This window comes from Natronorubrum marinum (genome assembly GCF_052040125.1).
Classification (GTDB): Archaea; Halobacteriota; Halobacteria; order Halobacteriales; family Natrialbaceae; genus Natronorubrum.
In genome coordinates this window covers 1028568-1047179 of the sequence record NZ_JBPPFV010000001.1, presented here as the reverse complement: position 1 = coordinate 1047179, position 18612 = coordinate 1028568, and the positions used below count along the sequence as shown (strand labels likewise).

Genomic DNA, 18612 nt, shown 5'->3' with positions numbered 1-18612 from the left:
ATCTGTCTTTCGTGTCCGAGGACGATTCGACCCGCGAACGGGTCAGCTTTGCATGCGACGGCCCGGCGATCAAGCCGCTCGAGGCCGGACCCACGATCATGGCTGAAGACGACGCAGACCGAGCGAACGAGTACGAGGCGGAACGAGAGGCAGAGATCGAGGACGAACTCGAGCGCGTCGATCAGGACCCCGACCAAGTGGACGCGGGCGACGACGACCTTGGCACGCAGAACGCACCTCGCGAGGACGCCGAGGACGCGGAAGCGGACAACTAACGACCGACGACTACTGCACCGCGGGCAGGACCGTTTTTCGGTGCACTCGACGAACCCGCCCGGTTCGAACCGATCTAGTAGACCGTCACGTGGCCGAAGCCGAGGTCGACGAACGCCTGAATCGTCTCGACGAGGGTACCGGGATCGGCCCCGCAGAAACGCGTCCGCGAATTCGTCCTCCGAAACGGCTTCCGAAGTCCGTTCGAAGCGTGCGAACACCGGTATCTCTCGCTGCCGGCAACGGGTCCGAGAACGGTGATCCCTCTCGATCGATGCCCGAGGGACGAGGGTCGCGTGTGCGTAGCGACTGGAGTCCCGCACAGGACGTCAACTTCGAGATTGCTGGGACCCGATCACGGTGCGTCGACGTCCGGCCGCGGCTCGAGCGTCAACTCGACGATTCCGCGCTCCCCGTCGCGAATGATCTCGATCGGAATCGTCTCGTCGGGAGACGTCTCGAGGGCGAGCACCGACGAGAGCCGGTCCTGATTGGGAATCTCCTGCTCGTCGATGGCCACGATCACGTCGCCACCAACGGGGACGGCCGTCCCGCCGACCGTCGTGGCGCCGGTCGCCGGCTGGAGGACGTCCTCGGCGGGCCCGTTCGGGATGGTTTCGGTGATTAATACGCCCCGTGGCTCCTCGAGATCGTTCGCCTCGGCGATCTGCGGTCCGACGGGCGTAACGCTAACGCCCATGTAGGGGTGTTCGTACGTGCCATCCTCGACGAGTGCGGGGACGACGCGATTCGCGAGCGCGGCGGAGATGGCAAAGCCGATCGTCTGGCCCGCGCCGGCGAAGACGACGCCGACGACCTCGCCATCGAGGTTCACGAGCGGACCGCCGCTGTTACCCGGGTTGACTGAGGCGTCGGTCTGAATCGCCGCCGGGATTGAAAACCCGGTCGGACTCGGGAGCGATCGATCGATCCCGCTGACGATCCCCTGTGAGATGGACGCGTCGAGCCCGAGCGGGTTGCCAAGGGCGAGGACTTCGTCCCCGACCGTCGGCCCGTCGGTCGCGAACTCGAGTCCGTCGGGATCGTCCGGCATGTCGTCGACGGAGAGGACAGCCAGGTCGCTGTGGACGTCCGTTCCGACGACGGACCCTTCTCGCCACTGTTCGTCCCGAAACTGCAGTTCGACCTCGTCGGAGCCACCGACCACGTGGTAGTTGGTCACGACGTAGTCGTCGACCACGAACCCGGATCCGAGTCCACCGGGCGTCTCCTGACCGGGCTCGCCGGTCCCGGGGACGGTGATGAGCACAACGTCGTCGATCGACTCCTGGTAGATTTCGGCGTACCGTCCCCCTACATCGTCGTCAGTGGCTCCGTCCGGCTCGTCGTCGTCCTCGGTCTCCTGCGTACTGGTACTCGCGCTCGCGACGCTCCCGAAACCGGTTGCGGTCGCGATACTGGCACTCAGCCCCAGTAGCCGGCGGCGGCTGACGGGACGCTCGTCTGGCGACATACCCAGATTCACCTCGAGGAGGACAATAAAACACGTCCCGGCACCACCATCTCGAGGGTGCAGTCGTTCTCGCGTTCAGATCAGCAACGGATTACCTCGGAGAGACACGAGCACGACGCGGCGTGAGCCGCGTCGAACAACGGAAGACTCGCGATGCTCGTCTTCCGAGCTCGATTTCGCTTTCGCTCAATCGAACAGCGCAAATCGAAAATTTGCTGGCTTGACGAAGCTTACGCTTCGTCAAACAACGCTGAGCTCTGCTCAGCGAGTTTGATGAAGCTCATGCTTCATCAAACAACTCCTCACCGTCGACCATCCGCTCCGCGACGACGTCCATGTCGAGCGTGACGCCGAGACCCGGCTTCTCGGGAATCTCGATGTAGCCGTCCTCGATGACGTCCTCTTCGACCAAATCTTCCCACCAACCGAGTTCGTAGGAGTGGTACTCGACCGCCAGCGAGTTCGGAATCGCCGCCCCGACGTGGGCACTGGCCATCGTCGCGACGGGCGAGGCGACGTTGTGCATCGCCACGGGAACGTAGTACATGTCCGCCAGATCGGCGATCTTTCGAGTTTCGCGCATCCCGCCAACCTTCGGCATGTCCGGCGCGATGATATCGACGGCCTGCTCCTCGAGCAGCCGGCGCTGGCCGTGTTTGCGGTAGACGTTCTCCCCGACGGTGATCGGCGTCGTCGTCGACTGGGTGACCTCCCGCTGGACGTCGTGGTTTTCCGGCGGGACGGGGTCCTCGAGCCACCAGATATCGTACTCCTCGAGTCGCTTTGCAAGCCGTTTCGCGCTGCCGCCGGAGAACGTCCAGTGGCAGTCGAAGGCCACGTCGGCGCGCGAGCCGACACGTTCGGTAATGGCTTCGACGATCGAGGCCTTGTGCTCGATCTCGGGGCCGCGAAGGTGACGGTTCGCACGATCCTTCTCGTGGCCCGACGGCACGTCCAAGTCGAACTTCAGCGCGTCGTACCCTAACTCTTCGACGACGCGTTCGGCCTCGTCGGCACAGGCCGCCGGGTCCGCCTCGTCTTCGGTGTGACAGTCGCAGTAGACGCGAACCTCGTCGCGGTACTTCCCGCCCAGCAGCTGGTAGGCCGGTACCTCGAGGATCTTACCCGCCAGATCGTGCAGCGCGACCTCGATCCCCGAGATCGCCGTCACCGTGACGCCGCCGATCGAGCCCTCACCGGACATCTTCTGGACGAGATGTTCGGTGAGTCGATCGATGTCGAGCGGGTTCTCGCCACGCAAGAAGGGGGCCATGCGCTCGATCAGTTCTGGCACACCCGCACCCCAATAGGCCTCGCCGGTCCCAACGATACCCGCGTCCGTGTAGATTCGCACGAGCGTCCACGGGAAGTTGCCGTCGATCATCGTCGTCTGAATGTCCGTGATCTCGACGTCTCGGCCACCGCCCCGTTCGCGGGTGACGTTCATCGTCTCCGCCGAGAGGTCTCGCATCGTGTACTCGGCGTTTGGATCGTGTAGCTGCGTATAATCGACTCCCATAGCACAAATACTTACTTCAATAATAGTAATTGTTTCTATTCGAGGATCGACAGCAACGGCATCGAGTCGGTGGTAAAACAGAGCCGTAACTGCGAACTCGAGCGTGCTCAGAGACGGCTAAACTCGACGGCAGTCTTCACCACGTCGTCGCCGGTGTCAAACGCTCGTTCGAACTCCTCGAGTCCGTAGACGCCGGTGACGAACTCGTCGGTGAACCACGTCGGAAGCTGCGAGAGCGTATCGATCGCGGCCTCGAAGTGGCCGCGGTGGGAGTTGACGGTCCCCAGCAGGGCCTTGTTGTGAAGGACGAGTTCTCGGTGGAGGCGACCGCCGTCGACCTCGAACTCCCAGGGTTCGGGGACGCCGAGCAGGACGCCGACGCCGTTCGGCGCGAGCGCGTCGACCGTTTCGAAGGCGTGTTTCGCGTGGCCGGTCGCCTCGTAGACGAGGTCGATCGACTCGTAAACGTCGGGAATCTCCGGCACGGGCGTCTCGCGCGAGTCGACGTACGTCGCCCCGAGTTCGTCGATGAGGTCGATCGTCGGATGCGGTCGGTCCCGTCGGCCGAGACAGTAGGTCCGATCGATCTCGAGTACCTCCTCGAACATCGCGAGCGTGATGAGCCCGAGCGAGCCGTTTCCGAGCACGATGGCCGACTCCGGTTCCCAGTCGAACGCCGACCGGGAGGCGATGGCGTGCTCGATGGCCTTCTCGCTGATGCTAATCGGTTCGACCAGAAATCCGAGCGGCGCGAGCCGTTCGGGAATCGGGACGAGGTACTCCGCGGGGCTGGTGAAGTACTCCGCCATGAACCCGTGTCCGTCGACGATTCCTCGCTCGACGTACTTTCCCTCGGGAGCCATGTCGGGCTCGCCGCGCTCGAAGTACTCGTTGGTTCCGTTCGGGGGCCGCCGAACCGTCGGGACGACGAACTCGCCCTCCTCGAGATCGGTTCCGTTCGCATCTTCGACGACGCCGACGGCCTCGTGGCCGAGCACGAGTCGATCCGCGCCGTCGGGGAGGTTTCCATGGTGGCCCGCGATGACTTCGTGGTCGGTCCCGTCGACGCCGACGCGAAGCGTGCGAACGAGCGCTTCGCCGGGCTTCGGATCGGGACGGGGTTTTTCGACGAGGACGGGCGTACCGGCCCCGGGTTCGACAGCGATCGCTTTCATGGCTCACCAGAGAACCCCCGCCCGCAAAAAGTTTACCCAATTCGTAGTAAATATTTGAACGGCGCTCGGCCACCGTCAGTAACTATCGGTTTTCGAAGATTTTTCGCTCTGCATACCGATGACTGTCGCTCGATGCACGGAAGATCGAAACGGACGTCCGAACCCGTCGAAACGGAATCTTGCACCGGTAACGAGTTTTTGGCGTCGACGGAAAACTGCGAACGCGGGCAGCGATCAGTCCCTTCGTACGGATTCGACGGTCTCGACGAACTCGGCGGCGCTCTCTCGAACGCGGTCCATATCGCCGTCGGCGATCGCGTCGTAGTCGATGAGCGCGCTGCCGGCACCGACGGCGACCGCGCCGGCGTCGAAGTACGACTCGACGTTCGCCGGCGAAATACCGCCAGTTGGAATCACGTCGACGTCGCCGAGTGGGCCACTAATCGCGCCGATGTGACTTGGCCCGACAGTCGAGGCCGGGAACAGTTTGAGCACGTCCGCGCCGGCCTCGAGCGCCGTGACGGCTTCGGTCGGCGTCATGACGCCCGGTGCCGAGAGCACGTCCTGTCGGTTACACAGTCTGACAGTCTCGACGTCGGTGTTCGGCGAGACGACGAACTCGGCGCCCGCGTCGATCACCGACTGCGCCGTCGGCGCGTCGAGGACGGTCCCCGCGCCGACGATCGCGTCGGTGTCCCCGAGTTCGCGGTCGACGGCCGCGATCTGTTCGCTCGCACGCGTTCCGTCCGCGGTGATCTCGAGCGCGTCGACGCCCCCCTCGTGAATCGCTCGCGCAACCGGTACGATCTGATCCTCGTCGATTCCGCGGAGCACGGCGATGACGCCGCTCTCGACGAGTCGGTCCCTGACCGACTGGCGTTCAGACACCGGCGATCCCTCCCGCTGTGTGGCAGTGGCTGTCCATCACGTCGAGACGTTCACGGTCCCGACTCAAGAGATTTACTCACGGGCGAAAAATAGGATCGATCAGCCTACTCCTCCTCGAGCGGGCGGACGGTAACCGATTCTGCTTCGAAATCCTCGAGGAACGCACCCGTGCCGCCGATCGTGTAGCGCTCGCCGTCGACGTCGAGTTCGAAGGCGTTCTCGATCGGCACCGTCGACGAGACGGGGCGGACGAGACTCTGTCGAACGGCGACGACCTCGCCGGAGAGCGTCGACGGAAGGTCCCGGTCCCCTACCGGCGTTCCCGTCACCGTGGCCTCGATCCGGCTCTCCGTGGCCCGGTGGAGCGCGATCTGGAAGACCGCGTTGCGGAACCCCTCGAACGTCCGCGGAAGTTCGCCAGGCGCGCTCACGTACCGTTCCTCGGCGGTCGGCCAGTAGTTTGCGAGGAAGGAGCCGGCGAAGACGGGGGCGAGCTGTGGCTGTGAGATGCTGATCGCCTTCGTCTCGCTCGTCGAACTCGTCAGCAACTGACTCGGAGCGAGCAATCCGTGTTGTGCGTCGACCGTGAGCATCGTCGGCACGAGCGCGTCCCACGTGCGGACCGTACTCGCCGTTCCGGCCAGCGAGGCGATATCCTGATCCTCGTCGGTGCCGCCCAACAGAAGCAAGACCAGAACGCCTCGGTCGACGGTTTCCTCGAGCGTCGAGCGAACCTGCGGCAGAATCTCGACGGGCAGCGAGAGGGTGACCTCCGTCTCCGCGGCGGCCAACAGCTCCTCGATCCGTTTGAGCACCGTCTGGCGAGATTTGATCACCTCGAACTGTTCGCCCGTCCGCTCGGTCGTCGTGTACCGCGACTGCAACTCCGGCTCGATCGCTTCGACGCTGTCGGTGAGTCGTCCGACGACCGTCTCGGGCTGGACGGGCCGAATAACGGTCGGAACGGCGTGGTCGTCGACCTCGACGAAGCCGCGATCCTCGAGTTCCTCGCTGATGCTGTAGACGTATCGTTTAGAGACATCCGCAGCGTCGGCGATCGTACTCGCCTTCGACTCGCCGTGATCGAGTATCGCGAGATAGGTGTCGATCTCCTTCGCTGACAGGCCGAACTGCGAGAGCAGGTCGCCGAGATCGTCGGTATCCATGTATACTCAGTAGTTCACAATTGTCCGGTTGCGCTAAAAGATTCCCGATCACCGGGTCCCGATGCCGTTTGCAGGCTGCCGTAGCTGCGACGATTCGCTCCGCCGGATCCAACTCCTCGGCCGTCACCGCTCCGAACGTGTCTCTGACCTTTCGTGAAAAGTAGGAACACATTTTTCAACAAGATTTAATGGGGCGGGCACCAACCGAACGTACGATGGAATTACACGGCGCCCTCAACGACTTTAAGCGATCTCAGGGCGATCCTCGGCGGTTTCCCGGGGAGCGACGCTCGACGACTGGACTGTTCTCCGGTCTCGACGATAGACTCGTCCACGTCGCGCCCGACGGATCGATCAGCGACTACTCCTACCCGCTCTCCGGCGTTGCTGGCATCGAACGCTCCCGGTTCGGACTCGAGTTTGACGGCGAAACCCACTGGTTCGACGACGGAGACCAGCGCTACATCGAGGACACGGCGGTCGTCGAAACCGTCCACGAGGTCGCCGGGTACGGCTGTACCCAGTACGACCTCGCGGTGGATCGCGGTCACGTGACCCACTTCGTGCTCGACGACGCAGCGACTGGCGTCGACGCCTCGATTAAGGCCTGCTTCGGGTTCGCCCCTGAGGGACGGGCGAGCCGAATCGGCCAGCTCTGGCACGGCGACGCCGTCGAAGTCTACCACGACAGCGAGCGCGATTTCGTCGCCGCGTCGACCGAGATCTCCGTCTCGGGGCAAGTTCCCGAGCGATTCGAGGAGTTACTCGAGCCGGAGCCCGCACCGTTTCCACGCTCCGAAGACGACGACCGGTACGAGGAGGCCCGACTCAGCCCGATCACGATGGTCGAGTTCGAACTGACCGGCTCGGCGCCGAACGCGACCATCGCGACACTGCTGACGGAGGCGTCCCATCGCGACGACGCGCTCGAGCGCGTGCGATCGAACGCGATGGCCCATAGTGACCGCGAGTCGATCGTCGACGCGGGTCACAGTCAGGCCCGCGACCGGCTTCCCGACGCGACATCCGGAATCGACCGCGGATTCGCGGACCTGCGGGCGCTCTGTCTCCTGCGGTCGTCGACGGGCGCGCGGATCGCCGGCCCCGAGTTCGACCCCTTCTACCGGTACTCCGGCGGCTACGGCTACACCTGGTTCCGCGACGACGCCGAAATCTCCCGCTTTCTTCTCGACGCCGACGAACGGACGGGGCTCGGTCTCGACTCCTGGCACGAAGCCAGCGCACGCTTCTACGCCGACACCCAACGCGCCGACGGGACGTGGCCCCACCGCGTCTGGCCGTACAACGGCCGACTCGCACCGGGCTGGGCGAACGGCCGGCTCGAGGAGGCGAACACCGCGGACTATCAGGCCGACCAGACCGCGAGCGTCGCCGCCTTTCTCGCGACCTACCTCCGGCGCGTCGACGCGGGCGACGAGCGGGTTCACGAGACGCTGACGTCGGCACTCAAGGGGATGGACGCGACCCTCGCGGACGACGGGCTGCCAGAACGCGTCCAGAACGCCTGGGAGAACATGACCGGGCGGTTTACGCACACGACGGCGACGTTCCTCGAGGCTTACGCCGCGATCGCTCGAGCGCCGGTCGGCGAGGACGTCGCGGCCCACGCGAGAGCGCAGGCGACTCGGGTCTACAAAGCGCTCGACGACCTGTGGGTGCCCGACCGCGGCTGCTACGCGATGCGCCTCGACGGCGACGACCTCGACGACCGCCTCGACGGGAGTACGCTCGCGCTCGCATCGGCACACTGCGAGTACGACGCGATCCGGACCGTCGACGACGACCGGCTCGATCGGCTCGTCTCCCACGTCGAGACGACGCTCGACGGGCTCTACCGCGATCCCGAGGGGCCGATCGAGGGACTGGCGCGCTTCGAGGACGACCCCTGGCGGGTCCGGGAGCAGACGGACGCGAAGATCTGGACGGTGACGACCGCGTGGGGCGCCCACGCGGCCGTCGAACTCCGCGACCTGCTGGCCGCGAACGGCCACGACCGAGCCGCCGAGTTCGACGACCGCGCTCGAGCGTTACTGGCGCTGGTCGCGCCCGGCGGCTCGCTCCGACGACCCGGAGCGTATCTTCCGGAGCAGTTGTTCGACGACGGCACGCCCGACAGCGCGACGCCGCTGGGCTGGCCGCACGCGATTCGACTCGCGACCGCCAGCGCGCTCGAGGCGGCCGAGACCGTCGAATCGTCGGCTGCCGATGCGAGTGGCAGGGCAGCCAGCCACGAGTAACGGCGGCGGAACGGTCGCCTCGCTATGCTTCGGCCAACGGGTACGCGTACAGCCGGGGCATCGACTCGTCTCCAACGGGTCGTTTTCGGCCGTGACGAACGTGGCTCGATATCGGACGAACAAGAGAGAGAGACTCGAGTCCGGATCCACCGTCGCTCGAGCGACCGAAAGCGCAACGAGTCGTTACGGGGCCGGCGCTTCCGGCGGTTCGGTCTCGGCGCCGAAGATATCGACGCCGCGATCCCGATCGAACAGGTGGAGATCGGACTCCGAGAACGTCAGCGTCACCTGATCCCCGGTCTCCGGGGTGACCGTCGACTCGACCCGAACGATGAAGTCATCGGCGACGTCGACGTGGAGATAATTGTCCGAGCCGACGGGTTCGACGACCTCGACGGTGGCTTGAACCGTGTTGTCGGCCGTTCCGTCGGCGACCGAGACGTTCTCGGGTCGGATCCCCAGTGTGTACCGGTCGGCCGAGAGCTCTCCGGCGTGTCGGTCGACGTACGCCGCCGAGAGATCGAATTGGAACCGCCCGCCGGGACCGAGCAGCCGGACTTGGTTGCCGTTGCGTTCGACGTCAACGTCGACGAAATTCATCGACGGCGAGCCGACGAAACCGCCGACGAATCGGTTGACCGGGTTCTCGTAGACCGCCGTCGGTGACCCAGTCTGTTGGAGGACGCCGTGGTTGAGAATGACCATCCGATCGCCCATCGTCATCGCCTCCTCCTGATCGTGCGTGACGTAGACCGCGGTGATTCCGAGTTCGTCCTGGATACGCTGGATCTCTGCGCGCATCTCCGTCCGGAGGCTCGCGTCGAGGTTGGAAAGCGGCTCGTCGAAGAGGAAGAGATCGGGTTCGCGGACGATCGCTCGGCCGAGCGCAACACGCTGTTTCTGCCCGCCCGAAAGCTCGTCGGGTTTGTCGTCGAGCAGGTCGTCGATCCCCATCATTTCGGCGGCCTCGATGACCCGACGTTCGCGTTCGGCTTCCTCGAGATCGGTGCTCATCCGAAGTCCGAACTCCATGTTCTCGAAGACGGTCTTGTGGGGGTAGAGCGCGTAGTTCTGGAACACCATCGCGACGTCCCGGTTCTTCGCGTGGACGTCCGTGACATCTTCGTCGCCGATCGTGATCGTCCCCCCGGAGGGCTCCTCGAGGCCGGCCAACATTCGGAGCGTCGTCGTCTTTCCGCAACCGGACGGACCGACGACGGTGATGAACTCGCCGTCTTCGATATCGAGATTCAGATCGTCGACGGCGACGATCGAGCCGCGGTCGTACGTCTTGCGGAGCGAGTCGACGCTAACACGTGCCATACAGGAAGGGTTTGGCGACCGTCTACAAAACCCTTTCTCAATAATCGGAATGAGTGGTGTATTATTTCATCTACCTTCGAGAGGCCGATGTCGGTACGGTACAATCAGTCCGTGCAAGAAACGTACGCTGGAGACGAACTACCCGTTCGAAGCACTACGATTGTATGTGAATTTGGGCGATAGAGTGCGATCTGGACGGTATTTGGCGAATATATGATTAATAATTCAGAAATAGTTATTCGGGACGCCCGATACACTCCGCACCCACAACTATTAAATATGTGAATACATAATACATCACCGATTGAGGCATGACAATGAACCGCAGATCAATCCTGAAGGGAATCGGTGGCACGGCCGCGGCGTCGACGCTCGCGGGCTGTATCGGGGGACTGTTCACTGGCGACGATCCGGAGGTACTCTGGCACGAGTTCCAAGACGCGGAGGCGGAGCAGTTCGACGACTTCCTGAACGAGTTCAACGAGGAGACCGGACACGACCTCGGTTCGAACTCCGTCAACGAGATGGAAGAGCAACTGGAGACGGCGCTCCCCGCTGGCGAGGGGCCCGTCGGCTTCACCTGGGCCCACGACTGGATCGGGCTCTATCACGACGAAGGCTACCTGTACGATGCAACTGACGACATCGACCTGAATCTCGAGGACACCTACTCGGAAGCGGCGGCCGAGGCGGTCCAGTGGGAGGGGAACGTCTACGGACTCCCGTACGCGGCAGAGACCGTGACGCTGATGTACAACCGGGAGATGGTCGAGGAGCCGCCCGAAACGATCTCGGAGATGGAGGAGATCATGGAGGACTACCACGACCCCGACGGCGAGGGGACGTACGGTCTCGCCTATCCGCCGACGGACGTCTACTTCATGAGCGCGTACCTGCAGGCGTTCGACGGCCTGCTGTTCGACGAGGAAGCGGACGAGCTAGGCGTCGATTCGGACGCCGTGATCGAGGGTGGGGAGTTCATCGAACAGTCGCTCTATCCGTACACGCCCGCCGCGTCGGACAACGAAGCCCACGAGGCGACGTTCGGCGACGGCAACGCGCCGTTTACGATCAACGGCCCGTGGATGACCGGCGAGTACGCCGACCTCGATCTGGGCGTCGCTCCGCTGCCGCTTCCCGACGGCGGCGAGCCGACGCCGTTGACCGGCATTCCGCTCTGGTACTTCACGACCGAGGGCGAGGAAGCCGACGAGGGAACGCTCGAGTCCGTTATCGAGTTCGCCGAGTGGTACACCACCAGCGACGACGTGATCACGACGAACGCGGACAACGGCATGATCCCCGTCCACAACGATCACGTTGGCAGTGACGAACTCGGTGAGACGGTCGGCGCGTTCAGCGAGACCGTCGATATGGGTGTTCCGATGCCGGCCGACGCGAAGATGGACTCGGTCTGGGCTCCGATGGAGGACGCCCTCGATCAGCTCTTCTCCGGGAGCGAATCGGCGGCCGACGCGTTCGAAACGGCAGCCGACGAGATTCGCGACAGCTGGGACTGACGACGAACAATGGGTGTCTTTCCCTCCGGACGGTCGACAACGGAGCTCGTCGACGATCTGAACCTCGAGACCAGAGACCTCATCGGGTGGCTCCTCGTGCTCCCCGGGCTGTTGCTGTTCTCGATGTTCATGATCTACCCGATCGCGATGCTGATCTACATCTCGCTGACCGACGCGACGACCGCCGGCTCGGTGGTCAGCGGCGAGACGTCGGTCGTCGGGTTCGACAACTACGTCGGACTGCTCACCGACTGGCAGTTCTGGAACTCGATGTCCATCACCTGGCTCTATCTGGCCCTGAGCCTCGTACTCAAGGTAATTCTCGCCATCGGTCTCGCTATGGTCTTGACCCACGAGCGGGTCAAGGGCAAACGCTACATGCGGGCGATCGTCATCATTCCGATGGGATTCCCCCCGATCTTTACGATCAGTATCTGGCGGGCGATGTTTAGCGGGGCGCGGTTCGGACCGATGAACGAGTTCCTATCGATGTACAACGGCGCCGTCACTTCGGTCGCGGGCGTCGTCGATACGATCGTCTTCTTTACGACGGTCAACGCGCCGCAGTTCCTGCTGGCCGACGTTCCTGTCGGGTTCCTCTCGAGTCGGTGGACCGCCTTTGGGGCCTACGTGACGACTGAAGTCTGGCTCGCATACCCGTTCATGGTCATCATTATCGTGAGTGCCCTCCAGGACGTCCCCGGAGAGCTCCAGGACGCGGCGAAAGTCGACGGTGCGGGCTTCTTCCATCGGTTCGCCAACGTGACGTTCCCGTCGATCAAGGGCCCCGTCATCTTCGCGTCGATCCTGACGGCCGCGACGTCGTTCCAGAACTTCCTCATCCCGTGGGTGTTGAATCAGGGTGGTCCGGCCCGCCAGAACGAACTCATTCTGGTGTACGGCTACCGTGAGGCGATCATCGAGAACCAGTTCGCGCTGGCTTCGTCGATCATGACTATCGCGATCATCATCATCGGGATGTTCATGCTCCTCGCGGTGAAGAAAACGAACATCGCGGAGGGTGCAGCATAACGATGAAAGGACTCTACACTGCGATCGTCGATCTGAAAGCCGGCCGTCGAACACCCGAGGATATCGCCAAGACGGCGCTCGCAACCGGGTTCGCCGTCTCGATACTGCTCGTGTTGATGTTCCCGGTCTACTGGGTTGTCACCGCCTCCCTTTCGGGCGGGAGTACGCTGCTCACGTCCGACGGCGTGTTCGCCGATCCAACGGGGTACAACCTCGAGGCCTATCGAACCGTCCTCGGTGGCGATCGGTTCTGGAGCGCGCTCCAGAACAGCCTCGTGGTGGTCTTCGTCACGGTCAGCGTGACCATCACGCTCGCCGTGCCCGGCGCGTACGCGCTCTCGCGCCGGAAGTTCATCGGCAAGAGTAACGTCCTCTACGGCTACGTCCTGTTCACACAGGTCGGTGCGGGGCTTTCGATCGCGGTTCTCGTCGCGCTCTACGCCCTGTTCGTCGAGTTCGGGGTCAACAACAACCTCCTCGTGCTCGGGTTGTTCTACGCCGGCGGGGCGATCCCGTTCAACACGTGGCTGTTGAAGCTGTTCATGGACAACATCCCGGTCTCCTACGAGGAGGCGGCGATCGTCGACGGCGCGAGCCAGTGGCAAGTGATGCGCGAGATCATCCTCCCGCTCGCCAAACCGGGGCTCGCCGTCGTCCTCGTGTTCGCGTTCCTCGCGGGCTGGAACGAGTTCATCGTCGCACAGACGCTGCTCTCGCCGGGGAACGAGACCCTCTCGATCGAACTCTACGGGCTGGCCACCGGGAGCCGCCACTCCACGCCGTGGACGGAGTTCGCGGCGTTCGCGATCCTGTTTGCGCTCCCGGTCGCGCTCATCTACTTCTTCGCCCAGAGCTACGTCGAGAGCGGCCTCTCCTTCGGCGGCATGGAAGGCTGAGCGCTCTCGATTCGATTCTCGTCACCTCTCTCGCCGTTCTCGACGCCAGTGTGACGACGAGACGATATCGTTCGTCCGTCGATACAGGTCCGCAGTCGACGGTCTCAGTCGTCCACCGACTCGCTCTCGAGAACGACGACGCTGTCCACGACGACGTCGCCAGTCGTCGAATCGACGACCAACTCGCCGGTCAGCAGATCCGTTTCACTGACCGACTCCTCGAGTGCCACCGTCGCGGATCCCTCGCCGAAGTGAATCGCGACGACGACTCGCCGGCCCCCTTCGGGCGCAAACCGGGCGAACGCCACCATGGCGTCCGTTTCCGACTCGTAAGCGATTCGCTCGAGGCTCGCGTCGGTCTGTAGCGCGGGCTCCTCGCGGCGACTCTCGAACAGCCGTTCGTAGTACGCGAGCAGGGACTCGTCGAACGCACCCCAGTTCATCGGCTCGCGCCGACCGCGGACGCCGGTCTCCTGGCCGTAATAGCACATCGGCGATCCGGGGAGGGTGAACGTCGCAGCGGCCGCGGCGCGCTGTGCCTCCCGACCGTACTCGGAGAGATACCGGTCAGTATCGTGGTTTTCGACGTACAGCAACCACTCCGAGTCCGGATGGGAGCCGCGCCGATCGCGATCCTCGAGCGCATCGAGAACGGCCTCGGCGGTCGACGTGTCAAGGTGTGCGGCCCTATCTACGAACTCGTCGGCGACGGCGTCTTCCTCGTCGTCGTCAGGTGTGTCCGTGGCCTCGTCGTCTACGGGGACGGCGTCGGCGACGTCCGTCTCGCCAGTAGTGGCGGCCGCGGTCGACTCGGCGGACCCGAACCGCTCGCCCAACCGCTCGAGCGTGTCGTGAAGGACGTCGTCGTGGTGCATGTGGAAGCGGCCGCCGCCCATCTCGACGTCGGAGGGCAGCGTCTCGTCTAACAGGAAGAACTCGCCGTCGGCGCTCGTCACGCGGTCGTGGACCTCCGTCCAGAACGTCAGCGGGACGCCCCACGCCACGTCGGCCCGGATACCGTCGACCCGTTCGGCCCAGAAGTCGACGACGGAGAGCAGGTACTCCCGAACCTCGGGGTTTCCGTAGTCGAGGTTCGGGATCCCGTCCCAGCCGAAGTAGGTGTCCGGATCGCGGGCCTCGAACGCCTCCCAGCGGTACCAGTCGCGGTAGCGCTCGTGCTCGGGATGGGAGTCGTCGACTGCGGCCTCGTAGAACGGGTGCGTATCCGCGGTGTGGTTGATCACGAGGTCGAATACGACCCTGATCCCGCGCTCGTGGCAGGCGTCAACCAGCGCCTCGAAGTCGGCCATCGTCCCGAGATCCGCGTCGACGGTGAAGTAGTCCCGCGTGTTGTAGCCGTGGGGTCCACCCGCCGCCATCGGGGTTCCGAACCCGCTCTCGGCCTCGAGAAACGGCGTCAGCCAGAGGACGTCGACCCCGAGGCGCTCGAGGTGGTCGAGTCGGTCCGCGATGGTCGCGAACGTCGGCTCGTTCTGATCGGGAAACCGGCGGGTGAAGATCTCGTAGACGATCGAGTCCGCGACCCACGCCGGCGGTTCGAAGGGATGCTCGACGCGGACCGACCCGGTCTCTTCGTCTGGGACCAGTTCGATCGCATCCGGGACGGAGTGGCGCTCGGCCACGGCGACGGCGTAGATCCGGACCGGTTCGTCCACGGCGTCGATCGGAATGGTTCCGTCCGGCTCGAGGACGTCCGCGTCCCGGTCGTCGACGTAGAACTCGACGGACGGCTCGTCGCCAACGCAGGTCGCCGTCGGCGACAGGACGATTCGATCGTCCTCGAGTACCGCATCGAGTTCGATCCGCGGCCGGGGCGCGTCGTCGTCCGCCTCGGGGAAGGCACGAACTGACAGCCGATGGGTTCCGTCGGGGGCCTCGAGGGCGAGCGTGTAGACGCCCGGCACGTCCGGTTCGAACTCGGCGACCGGTTCGTCGGTCGGCTCGGCGGTCGCTCCCTCCGGCGAATCAACGAGGTGCCACTCGTAGGCCCCGTCGGCGTCGGGGTTCCACGGCGCGAGGTCGTCGCGCGTCTCCATCTCCCGACCGTTGGGATTCACGATGCCGTCCCCGACGGTGACGAACCGCGGCGGTCCGGGGTGGTGCGAGCCGTCCCCGCTCTCGAACTCGGTCTCGTGGTTGGGGGTTCCGCCGTCGGTAGCAGTTCGTCGGTCGCAGTGCTCGTGGTCGCTGTTCCAATTCACGGTTCGACTCTCAACGGCCAGTGAAGTAAATATATGGTGTACTAATACATCATTCCTGCAATTCCGTGGCAAACCTCGCTACGAGGAATCAGGTGAACCGACTCCGATCGTTCGCTATTTCGCCGAACGCCCTTTAACATTGCTCAGCGAGTTTGACTTCGCTTCGCTCAGTCAAACACCGTGAATCAAAGATTCACGAGTCCGACGCGGCTCACGCCGCGTCGAACAACGGAAGACGAGCACCGCGAGTCTTCCGAGCTCGATTTCGCTTTCGCTCAATCGAACAACTCCTCACCGTCAACCATCCGCTCCGCGACGACATCCATATCGAGCGTGACACCGAGACCGGGTTCCTCGGGAACCTCGATGTAGCCGTCCTCGATGACGTCCTCTTCGACTAGGTTCTCCCACCAGCCGAGTTCGTAGGAGTGGTACTCGACCGCCAGCGAGTTCGGAATGGCGGCCCCGACGTGAGCACTCGCGACGGTCGCGACCGGCGAGGAGACGTTGTGCATCGCGACCGGCATGTAGTACGTATCGGCCTTGTCGGCGATTTTCGCCGTCTCGCGCATCCCGCCGACCTTCGGCATATCTGGCGCGATGATGTCCACCGCCTGATTCTCGATGAGGCGACGCTGGCCGTGTTTGCGGTAGACGTTTTCTCCGGCGGCGATCGGCGTCGTGGTCGACTGCGTGATCTCGCGCTGGACGTCGTGGTTCTCCGGCGGCACGGGATCCTCGAGCCACCAGACGTCGTAGGGCTCGAGCGCCTTCGCGAGTCGCTTCGCACTGCCGCCGGAGAACGTCCAGTGACAGTCGAAGGCCACGTCGGCACGGTGGCCGACGGCCTCGGTAACGGCCTCGACGATGCTCACCTTGTGGTCGATCTCCGGCTCCCGAAGGTGGCGGTTCGCGCGATCTTTCTCGTGGCCCGACGGCACGTCAAGGTCGAACTTCAGCGCGTCGTAGCCCAGTTCCTCGACGACGCGCTCGGCCTCGTCAGCACAGGCTGTTGGATCTGCCTCGTCTTCAGTGTGACAGTCGCAGTAGACTCGCACCTCGTCGCGGTACTTGCCACCCAGCAGCTGGTAAGCGGGGAGCTCGAGGATCTTGCCAGCCAGATCGTGGAGGGCAACTTCGATGCCCGAGATCGCCGTTATCGTGACGCCGCCGATCGAACCCTCGCCGGACATCTTCTGGACGAGGTGCTCGGTGAGTCGGTCGATATCGAGCGGGTTCTCGCCCTGCAGGAAGGGCGTCATCCGTTCGATTAATTCGGGCGCGCCCGCGCCCCAGTAGGCTTCGCCCGTGCCGACGATTCCCGCATCCGTGTAGATCCGCACGAGCGTCCACGGGAAGTTGCCGTCGACCATCGTCGTCTGGACGTCCGTGATCTCGACGTCGCGGCCGTTCCCGCGCTCTCGAGTGACCTGCATCGTCTCCGCCGAGAGATCGCGCATCGTGTACTCGGCGTTCGGATCGCGCAGCTGTGAGTAATCGACTCCCATAGAAGTTGGTCGCTCGCGGGTCAGTAATAACTCGGGGCGGCGTTTTCACCCTCGAGAGATTTCGAACAGTCGCGTGGCTCGCTACTCCCTCAGGCCCGCGACGACCTCCGCCGGCGTCGCGTCGAACCCACCCGCCTTCGCCAGCGCCGCCGAGCCGCCGCCACCGCCGCCGAACTCGTCGGTCAGATCGTCGATCACGGCCTCGGCGGAGCACGATCCGTCCGCGGCCACGACTGCGTAGGCCGCCCCGGAATCTCCGGCGATCACGACGACATCAGCGACGTCGCCCGCAGCGGCGCTCGCGATCTCACCCGCCTCATTCACGTCGATGTCCGCGACCGTCGTCGCGACCCACTCGAGTCCGTCCCGCTCGAACGACTCCGCCTGCTCGAGGTCCGTTTCGACGAGTTCCCGGCGGAACGATCGAACTTCGGCGGCGAGCTCGTCGCGTTCGTCGTCCAATCGGGCGAGTTCGTCGCCGACGTCCTCGAGGGAGACGCCGAGCGCCCGTCGTGACGAGAGCGCGACGCGCTTTTCCGTTTCGCGGCGATCGATCGCGCGTGGGCCGACCGCGAGTTCGACTCGCGTCAACCCCTTACCGGGGTTCGACCGGCCGAGAACGGTCACGGGGCCGACCTCCCGCGTGTTGCGGACGTGGGTTCCGCCACAGGCCGCGACGTCCCACGGGTCGCTCGACCCGCCGTCCCTGCGGACGAGTCCGTTGGTGGTTCCGTTGTCGTCCTCGCCCCCGATCGTCACGATTCGGAGGCGTCCCATTTGGAAGGCGCCCTCCTCGGTCGCCTCGTTGAACGCGATAGCCTCGCGCTCTCGCGCGTCCGCGACCGGAATATCGTCCCACGTCACCGGCCGAGACTCCCAGACCACTCGATTGACCAGCGTGTCCAGTTCGAGCAGCGTCTCGTCGTCGATTTCCGTACTCGTCTCGAGGTCGACCCGAACCTTCTCCTCGCTGATGTCGAAGCCGCCGTAGCCGAGGTCCTCGAGGAGCCGTCTGCCGGCGCCGTAGAGCACGTGACTGGCTGTGTGGGCGCGCATGCAGTACATGCGAAACGACCAGTCGATCGAACACAGTACCCGGTTTCCGACCCGGAACGACGGCTCCTCGGCGAGGACGTGGACGTGTTCGCCGTCGTCGTACCGAACGTCCGCGACCTCGATGCCGCCGATCGTCCCGCGGTCGGCCGGCTGACCGCCGCTCTCGCCGTAGAAGTAACTCGTCTCGAGCCAGACGTCACAGCCGTCGATGGACGTCACCTCGGTTTCGAACCGCGTCGTGTACGGCTCTCGAGCCGCCCGTTGCCCGGTCATTGGGTGAACTCCGTCGTCCGCCATGAAAA

14 protein-coding genes are annotated in these 18612 nt (G+C 64.3%); 5 read left to right on the top strand and 9 right to left on the bottom strand.

The features are described from left to right. Positions 1–11 precede the first annotated feature (11 nt). Positions 12–275, top strand: coding sequence for a hypothetical protein (locus ACSFC5_RS05240; RefSeq protein WP_440765041.1), 264 nt, complete (start codon positions 12–14; stop codon positions 273–275). Positions 276–628: 353 nt separating this feature from the next. Here ACSFC5_RS05240 and ACSFC5_RS05235 read toward each other — a convergent pair whose 3' ends face one another. The 5 genes from ACSFC5_RS05235 to ACSFC5_RS05215 form a co-directional block, all read right to left on the bottom strand. Continuing rightward, the gene (locus ACSFC5_RS05235; RefSeq protein ID WP_440764188.1) at positions 629–1747 is read right to left on the bottom strand and encodes a S1C family serine protease; all 1119 of its coding nucleotides are present in this window, start codon (positions 1745–1747) and stop codon (positions 629–631) included. Positions 1748–2027: 280 nt separating this feature from the next. Then, the gene (locus tag ACSFC5_RS05230) at positions 2028–3266 is read right to left on the bottom strand and encodes a mandelate racemase/muconate lactonizing enzyme family protein (RefSeq protein WP_440764187.1); all 1239 of its coding nucleotides are present in this window, start codon (positions 3264–3266) and stop codon (positions 2028–2030) included. 107 nt (positions 3267–3373) lie between these two features. Then, on the bottom strand, positions 3374–4441 hold the full coding sequence (locus ACSFC5_RS05225) for a glucose 1-dehydrogenase (protein ID WP_440764186.1): 1068 nt from the start codon (positions 4439–4441) through the stop codon (positions 3374–3376). A gap of 234 nt (positions 4442–4675) precedes the next feature. Beyond that, on the bottom strand, positions 4676–5329 hold the full coding sequence (locus tag ACSFC5_RS05220) for a bifunctional 4-hydroxy-2-oxoglutarate aldolase/2-dehydro-3-deoxy-phosphogluconate aldolase (protein WP_440764185.1): 654 nt from the start codon (positions 5327–5329) through the stop codon (positions 4676–4678). A gap of 104 nt (positions 5330–5433) precedes the next feature. Continuing rightward, positions 5434–6495: a TrmB family transcriptional regulator gene (locus ACSFC5_RS05215; protein ID WP_440764184.1), complete on the bottom strand. Its 1062-nt coding sequence runs from the start codon at positions 6493–6495 to the stop codon at positions 5434–5436. Between the two features lie 215 nt (positions 6496–6710). On the opposite strand from ACSFC5_RS05215, the gene ACSFC5_RS05210 reads away from it, so the two are divergent. Continuing rightward, positions 6711–8753, top strand: coding sequence for a DUF7997 domain-containing protein (locus ACSFC5_RS05210; RefSeq protein WP_440764183.1), 2043 nt, complete (start codon positions 6711–6713; stop codon positions 8751–8753). A gap of 183 nt (positions 8754–8936) precedes the next feature. On the opposite strand, the gene ACSFC5_RS05205 is transcribed toward ACSFC5_RS05210, so the two are convergent. Next, positions 8937–10076 carry an ABC transporter ATP-binding protein gene (locus tag ACSFC5_RS05205; RefSeq protein WP_440764182.1) on the bottom strand — a complete coding sequence of 380 codons (1140 nt, stop codon included), beginning with the start codon at positions 10074–10076 and terminating at the stop codon, positions 8937–8939. A 317-nt stretch (positions 10077–10393) separates the two neighbouring features. Between ACSFC5_RS05205 and ACSFC5_RS05200 the strand changes: the two genes are divergently transcribed. Genes ACSFC5_RS05200 through ACSFC5_RS05190 form a run of 3 tightly spaced genes read left to right on the top strand, consistent with a single transcriptional unit; the run spans position 10394 to position 13524 of the window. Beyond that, positions 10394–11596 (top strand): substrate-binding domain-containing protein, encoded by a 1203-nt coding sequence (locus tag ACSFC5_RS05200; RefSeq protein ID WP_440764181.1) that lies wholly within the window; start codon positions 10394–10396, stop codon positions 11594–11596. Positions 11597–11605: 9 nt separating this feature from the next. Continuing rightward, positions 11606–12628 (top strand): carbohydrate ABC transporter permease, encoded by a 1023-nt coding sequence (locus ACSFC5_RS05195; RefSeq protein ID WP_440764180.1) that lies wholly within the window; start codon positions 11606–11608, stop codon positions 12626–12628. A gap of 2 nt (positions 12629–12630) precedes the next feature. Then, positions 12631–13524, top strand: coding sequence for a sugar ABC transporter permease (locus ACSFC5_RS05190; protein ID WP_440764179.1), 894 nt, complete (start codon positions 12631–12633; stop codon positions 13522–13524). 104 nt (positions 13525–13628) lie between these two features. Here the strand turns inward: ACSFC5_RS05190 and ACSFC5_RS05185 are convergent, their stop codons facing one another. The 3 genes from ACSFC5_RS05185 to ACSFC5_RS05175 form a co-directional block, all read right to left on the bottom strand. Next, entirely contained in the window at positions 13629–15746 is a 2118-nt protein-coding gene (locus ACSFC5_RS05185) for an alpha-amylase family glycosyl hydrolase (protein WP_440764178.1), read from the bottom strand. 275 nt (positions 15747–16021) lie between these two features. Next, the gene (locus ACSFC5_RS05180) at positions 16022–17254 is read right to left on the bottom strand and encodes a mandelate racemase/muconate lactonizing enzyme family protein (RefSeq protein ID WP_440764177.1); all 1233 of its coding nucleotides are present in this window, start codon (positions 17252–17254) and stop codon (positions 16022–16024) included. 81 nt (positions 17255–17335) lie between these two features. Further along, a complete protein-coding gene (locus ACSFC5_RS05175; RefSeq protein ID WP_440764176.1) occupies positions 17336–18583 on the bottom strand; it encodes an alanyl-tRNA editing protein in 1248 nt (415 codons plus the stop codon). Positions 18584–18612: the final 29 nt, after the last annotated feature.

Bases quoted from the DNA above. Each gene is read 5' to 3' on its own strand.
- ACSFC5_RS05235 (WP_440764188.1), bottom strand. From the start codon at position 1,747: ATGTCGCCAGACGAGCGTCCCGTCAGCCGCCGCCGGCTACTGGGGCTG.
- ACSFC5_RS05230 (WP_440764187.1), bottom strand. From the start codon at position 3,266: ATGGGAGTCGATTATACGCAGCTACACGATCCAAACGCCGAGTACACG.
- ACSFC5_RS05225 (WP_440764186.1), bottom strand. From the start codon at position 4,441: ATGAAAGCGATCGCTGTCGAACCCGGGGCCGGTACGCCCGTCCTCGTC.
- ACSFC5_RS05215 (WP_440764184.1), bottom strand. From the start codon at position 6,495: ATGGATACCGACGATCTCGGCGACCTGCTCTCGCAGTTCGGCCTGTCA.
- ACSFC5_RS05210 (WP_440764183.1), top strand. From the start codon at position 6,711: ATGGAATTACACGGCGCCCTCAACGACTTTAAGCGATCTCAGGGCGAT.
- ACSFC5_RS05205 (WP_440764182.1), bottom strand. From the start codon at position 10,076: ATGGCACGTGTTAGCGTCGACTCGCTCCGCAAGACGTACGACCGCGGC.
- ACSFC5_RS05200 (WP_440764181.1), top strand. From the start codon at position 10,394: ATGAACCGCAGATCAATCCTGAAGGGAATCGGTGGCACGGCCGCGGCG.
- ACSFC5_RS05195 (WP_440764180.1), top strand. From the start codon at position 11,606: ATGGGTGTCTTTCCCTCCGGACGGTCGACAACGGAGCTCGTCGACGAT.
- ACSFC5_RS05190 (WP_440764179.1), top strand. From the start codon at position 12,631: ATGAAAGGACTCTACACTGCGATCGTCGATCTGAAAGCCGGCCGTCGA.
- ACSFC5_RS05180 (WP_440764177.1), bottom strand. From the start codon at position 17,254: ATGGGAGTCGATTACTCACAGCTGCGCGATCCGAACGCCGAGTACACG.
- ACSFC5_RS05175 (WP_440764176.1), bottom strand. From the start codon at position 18,583: ATGACCGGGCAACGGGCGGCTCGAGAGCCGTACACGACGCGGTTCGAA.